The 4,963-nt window shown below is 71.7% G+C and carries 5 protein-coding genes; 2 read left to right on the forward strand and 3 right to left on the reverse strand.

Going from position 1 to position 4,963, the window contains the following annotated elements; translation table 11 throughout:
• The first annotated feature begins 138 nt into the window (after positions 1 to 138).
• Positions 139 to 708, forward strand: a complete 570-nt coding sequence (locus G5C51_RS39765) for a DUF937 domain-containing protein (protein WP_165245452.1) — start codon at positions 139 to 141, stop codon at positions 706 to 708.
• Between the two features lie 16 nt (positions 709 to 724).
• On the opposite strand, the gene G5C51_RS39770 is transcribed toward G5C51_RS39765, so the two are convergent.
• From G5C51_RS39770 to G5C51_RS39780, 3 genes are read right to left on the reverse strand one after another with little or no spacing between them, the layout of a single operon-like run.
• Positions 725 to 1,537: a sugar phosphate isomerase/epimerase family protein gene (locus G5C51_RS39770; protein ID WP_165245454.1), complete on the reverse strand. Its 813-nt coding sequence runs from the start codon at positions 1,535 to 1,537 to the stop codon at positions 725 to 727.
• Positions 1,534 to 2,694 (reverse strand): DUF993 family protein, encoded by a 1,161-nt coding sequence (locus tag G5C51_RS39775; RefSeq protein ID WP_165245456.1) that lies wholly within the window; start codon positions 2,692 to 2,694, stop codon positions 1,534 to 1,536. The genes G5C51_RS39770 and G5C51_RS39775 overlap by 4 nt, the downstream gene beginning before the upstream one ends.
• A complete protein-coding gene (locus tag G5C51_RS39780; RefSeq protein WP_165245458.1) occupies positions 2,691 to 3,842 on the reverse strand; it encodes a Gfo/Idh/MocA family protein in 1,152 nt (383 codons plus the stop codon). The genes G5C51_RS39775 and G5C51_RS39780 overlap by 4 nt, the downstream gene beginning before the upstream one ends.
• 137 nt (positions 3,843 to 3,979) lie before the next feature.
• On the opposite strand from G5C51_RS39780, the gene G5C51_RS39785 reads away from it, so the two are divergent.
• On the forward strand, positions 3,980 to 4,963 hold a 984-nt coding region (locus G5C51_RS39785), incomplete at its 3' end, for a LacI family DNA-binding transcriptional regulator (protein ID WP_165245460.1).

A 4,963-nucleotide genomic window follows, 5' to 3' on the forward strand; every position in this document is an offset into this window, starting at 1 on the left:
CACCCCCCACGGATCTCCCCCCGGAAGCGCTGATGTCCAGTAGGACCCACGACCCCCCGGAAGGGTTGCACGGGGCGTGGAGATTCTTTTCCCGGTCTCGAAATGCCGTCACAAGGGAACAGACGTAGCGTTTTACGCATGAGGGCTAATTCTCTGCAAAAAGCCATACTCCAGGAGCTCGGCCCGGACCAGATGCACGAGCTCGCCACCGAGCTCGGCACCACCGACCGAGCCGCGAAGAAGCTGGTCGGCACGGCAGTGGAGTCCCTCACGGGCACCCTTGCCGACGAGGCCAGCTCCCCCGAGGGCGCCCGCGAGGTCGCCCAGGCGTTCAGCGAGGCACCGGACCCGGCGGGGCAGGCCAATGCCCGCCCGCTGACGGGCGTCGCCCAGTTCGCGGGCGGCGGCATGGGCGGCATCAAGGGCGGCATCCTGGCCTCGGTGCTGGGACGGGTCACGCTTCCCGTGGCGAAGGCCGTGTCCGCCCGTACGGGGCTGCCGGTGACGCAGGTCAACAACGCGATGCGGGTGATCCTGCCGATCGCGATGACGGTGCTGTCGCAGGTCGCGAAGAAGAAGAACGTCAGCGCGAGTGGCCTGTCGGACATGCTCTCCGAGGAACAGCAGCACACGCAGGAGAGCGGCGGGCTGATGGGGATGCTCGGCAAGATCCTCGGCGGCGGCGGGGAGAAGGCACGCGCCGCCTAGCCGGTGAGCTGGAGGGCTAGAGGACGGTCCGGTAGCGCTCGATGATCTCCCCGAGCACCTCCGCCCCGTCCCGTGCCCACAAGCCGGGGTTGAAGATCTCCACCTCCGTCCACCCGGTGTAGCCCGCGGCCTCGACCTGCTCGCGGAACCAGCGGAAGTCGACGCTGCCGTCGCCCAGTTGACCGCGGCCCAGGAGCACGCCCTCCGGCAGCGGCGTCACCCAGTCCGCCAGCTGGAAGGCGGCGATCCGCTCCCCGGCTCGCGCGATCTGGGCGGCGATCGTGTCGTCCCACCACAGGTGGTACGTGTCCACGACGACGCCCACCGCGTCCGCGGGAAAGCGTTCCGCCAGGTCGAGCGCCTGCGCCAGCGTGGAGACCACGCAGCGGTCGGACGCGTACATCGGGTGCAGCGGCTCGATCGCCAGCCGCACGCCCCGCTCCCGCGCGTACGGAGCGAGCTCCGCCAGCGCGTCGGCGATCCGCTCCCGGGCGCCGTGCAGGTCGCGGCTCCCGGCCGGCAGTCCGCCGGACACCAGCACCAGCACGTCGGTGCCGACTGCCACCGCCTCATCGATCGCCCGCCGGTTGTCCTCCAGCGCCGCCGTCCGCTCCCCCGCGTCGGACGCCGTGAAGAACCCGCCCCGGCAGAGGCTGGTGACCGTCAGCCCCGCGTCGCGCAGGAGCCGGCCCGCGGCCTCGGGCCCGTATTCCTGGACGGGGGCCCGCCACAACCCGACGCCGCGCACCTCCGCGGCCACGCAGCCCTTCGCGAGCTCGGGCAGCGACCACTGCTTGATGGTCTCCTGATTCAGGCTGAGGCCTGTCATGCGTGCTCCTCCACTCCGTGCACCGCGAGCAGCGCACGCATCCGTCGCTCGGCCAGGGCGGGGTCGGGGAACAGGCCGAGCCCGTCGGCCAGTTCGTAGGCCCGGGACAGGTGCGGCAGCGAGCGGGCCGACTGCAGGCCGCCGACCATGGTGAAGTGCTCCTGGTGGCCGGCCAGCCAGGCCAGCAGCACCACACCGGTCTTGTAGTAGCGGGTGGGGGCCTGGAAGAGGTGCCGGGAGAGCTCGACGGTCGGGTCGAGCAGCACCCGGAATCCGGCCGTGTCACCCGTGTCCAGGACCCGTACCGCCTGGGCCGCCAGCGGTCCCAGCGGGTCGAAGATGCCGAGCAGCGCGTGGCTGAAGCCGCGCTCGTCGCCCGCGATCAGCTCGGGGTAGTTGAAGTCGTCGCCCGTGTAGCAGCGGACGCCGTTCGGGAGGCGGCGGCGCAGGGCGACCTCGCGGCCGGCGTCCAGCAGCGAGACCTTCACGCCGTCGACCTTGTCCGGGTGGTCGGCGATGACCTGCAGGAAGGTCTCGGTGGCGGCGTCCAGGTCGGTACTGCCCCAATAGCCGCGCAGCGCCGGGTCGAACATGTCGCCCAGCCAGTGCAGGACGACCGGCTCCCGCGCCTGCCGCAGCAGGCTGCCGTAGACCTCCAGGTAGTCCTCGGGCCCGCGGGCGGCGGTCGCCAGGGCGCGCGAGGCCATCAGGATGACCTGGGCGCCCGTGCCTTCCACGAGCGCGAGCTGCTCCTCGTACGCGGCCCTGACCTCCTTGAGGGTGGCGGGCCCGGTGAGCTGGTCGGTGCCGGTGCCGCAGGCGATCCGGCCGCCGACGGCCTTCGCCTCGGCGGCGGAGCGGCGGATGAGTTCGGCGGCGCCCGCCCAGTCGAGGCCCATGCCGCGCTGCGCGGTGTCCATCGCCTCGGCGACGGCCAGCCCGTGGGACCACAGGTGGCGGCGGAAGGCGAGGGTGGCGTCCCAGTCGACGGCGGCGGGCCCGTCGGGTCCGACGTCGGCGAACGGGTCGGCGACGACATGCGCGGCGGAGAAGACGATCCGCGACGACGGGGGCCCGCCCGCGGCGTCGACCGGCGCGGGCTCGGTGCGCGGCTCGTACGGGCGGAGTCCGCCACCGGCCTGGGGCAGCCGGATCACAGCGCCAGCTCCGGCACGTCGAGCCGGCGCCCCTCGGCCGCGGCCTTCAGCCCCAGCTCGGCGAGCTGCACGCCGCGGGCGCCGGCGGCGAGGTCCCAGTGGTACGGCTCGTCGAGGGCGACATGGCGGAGGAAGAGCTCCCACTGGGCGCGGAAGCCGTTGGCGAAGTCGGCGTTGTCCGGCACCTCCTGCCACTGGTCGCGGAAGGACTCGGTGGCGGGGAGGTCGGGATTCCAGACCGGCTTCGGGGTGGTGGCGCGGTGCTGGATACGGCAGTTGCGCAGCCCGGCGACGGCGGAGCCCTCGGTCCCGTCGACGTGGAATTCGACGAGCTCATCGCGATTGACCCGGGTCGCCCACGAGGAGTTGATCTGCGCGACGACGCCACCGTCGAGCTCGAAGATCCCGTACGCCGCGTCGTCGGCGGTCGCCTCGTAAGCCTTGCCCTTCTCGTCCCACCGCCGCGGAATGTGGGTGGTGACGTGCGCCTGCACGGTCCGCACCCGGCCGAAGAGCTCGTGCAGCACGTACTCCCAGTGCGGGAACATGTCGACGGTGATGCCGCCGCCGTCCTGCTCGCGGTAGTTCCACGAGGGCCGCTGCGCCTCCTGCCAGTCGCCCTCGAAGACCCAGTAGCCGAACTCGCCGCGCACGGACAGGATCTGCCCGAAGAAGCCCCCGTCGATCAGCCGCTTCAGCTTGAGCAGCCCCGGGAGGAAGATCTTGTCCTGTACGACCCCGTGCTTGATCCCGGCGGCGCGGGCGGCCTGCGCCAGCTCGACGGCGGCGCCGAGGCCGGTGGCGGTGGGCTTCTCGGTGTAGATGTCCTTGCCGGCGGCGATGGCGCTCTTCAGCGCCTGCTCGCGGGCGGCGGTGACCTGGGCGTCGAAGTAGATGTCGATGCTGTCATCGGCGAGGACGGCGTCGAGGTCGGTGCTGACCTCGGTGAGCCCGTGCCGGTCGGCGATCTCCTTGAGCGCATGCTCCCTGCGCCCCACCAGGACCGGCTCCGGCCACAGCACATCCCCGCCGCCGAGGTCGAGCCCGCCTTCCTCGCGGATGGCCAGGAGCGACCGGACGAGGTGCTGGCGGTATCCCATGCGGCCGGTTACGCCGTTCATGGCTATCCGCAGGGTCTTGCGAGCCATTTGCCCTCCGATGGTAAGCGCTTTCTTCCTGTCGGAAAGTTAGCCGCTCGAAGCCCATCCGCACAAGGTGCGGCACTCGTGCAAGACTTCGGTGACTTTCGGCACCACCCACTCAGCCGCCGGGGAGGCGAACCGACATGGCCGTGACCCTCGCAGACGTGGCCGCACGCGCCAGCGTGTCCGCTGCCACGGTGTCGCGCGTACTCAGCGGCAACTATCCGGTCTCCGAGTCCACGCGCGCGCGGGTGATGCGCGCGGTGGAGGAACTGGACTACGTCGTGAACGGCCCGGCGAGCTCGCTGGCCGCCGCCTCCTCCGACTTGATCGGAGTCCTGGTCAACGACGTCGCCGACCCCTTCTTCGGCATCATGGCGAGCGCGGTCCAGTCAGAGCTGGGCAGCGGCAAGCTCGCGGTCGTCTGCAATACGGGCGGCTCCCCGGAGCGCGAACTCACGTATCTCACGCTGCTGCTGCGCCAGCGCGCGGATGCGGTCGTGATCACGGGTAGCGCGGTGGAGGCGCCTGAGCACGCGGAGGCCGCGGCGGCGCGGCTGACGAGGCTGGCGGCGAACGGGACGCGGATTGTTCTGTGCGGGCGGCCGGCGTCGGCGGCTCCGGCGGGGACGGCGGTGTCGCTGGAGTTCGACAACCGGGGCGGGGCACAGCGGTTGACCGAGCATCTGCTGGATCTGGGGCATCGGCGGATCGGGTATGTGGCGGGGCCGGCGGATCGGACGACTACGCGGCATCGGCTGGAGGGGCATCTGGCGGCTATGCGGGGGCGGGGGCTTTCTGGCTCTGGCTCTGGCTCTGGCTCTGGCTCTGGCTCCGCCGAGGATGAGCTCGTCGTGCACGGGTCGTACGACCGGGAGTCCGGGCATGCGGCGACGCTGGAGCTGTTGCGGCGGTCGCCGTCGCTGACGGCGGTGATCGGGGCGAATGACGCGGTCGCGCTGGGGGTGTGCGCGGCGCTGCGGGAGCGGGGGCTGCGGATTCCTGAGGATGTGTCGGTGGCCGGGTATGACGACTTGCCTTACAGCGCGGATCTGAATCCGGGGCTGACGACGGTGCGACTGCCGCTGCAGGAGGCGGCTGCCCGGGCGGGGCGGCTTGCGCTGGGG

This window comes from Streptomyces coryli, from assembly GCF_011044975.1.
In the GTDB taxonomy this organism is placed as follows: domain Bacteria; phylum Actinomycetota; class Actinomycetes; order Streptomycetales; family Streptomycetaceae; genus Streptomyces; species Streptomyces coryli.

What these genes read in the sequence shown, in the direction of transcription:
- G5C51_RS39765 (WP_165245452.1), top strand. Translation starts at nt 139, where the DNA reads ATGAGGGCTAATTCTCTGCAAAAAGCCATACTCCAGGAGCTCGGCCCG.
- G5C51_RS39770 (WP_165245454.1), bottom strand. Translation starts at nt 1,537, where the DNA reads ATGACAGGCCTCAGCCTGAATCAGGAGACCATCAAGCAGTGGTCGCTG.
- G5C51_RS39780 (WP_165245458.1), bottom strand. Translation starts at nt 3,842, where the DNA reads ATGGCTCGCAAGACCCTGCGGATAGCCATGAACGGCGTAACCGGCCGC.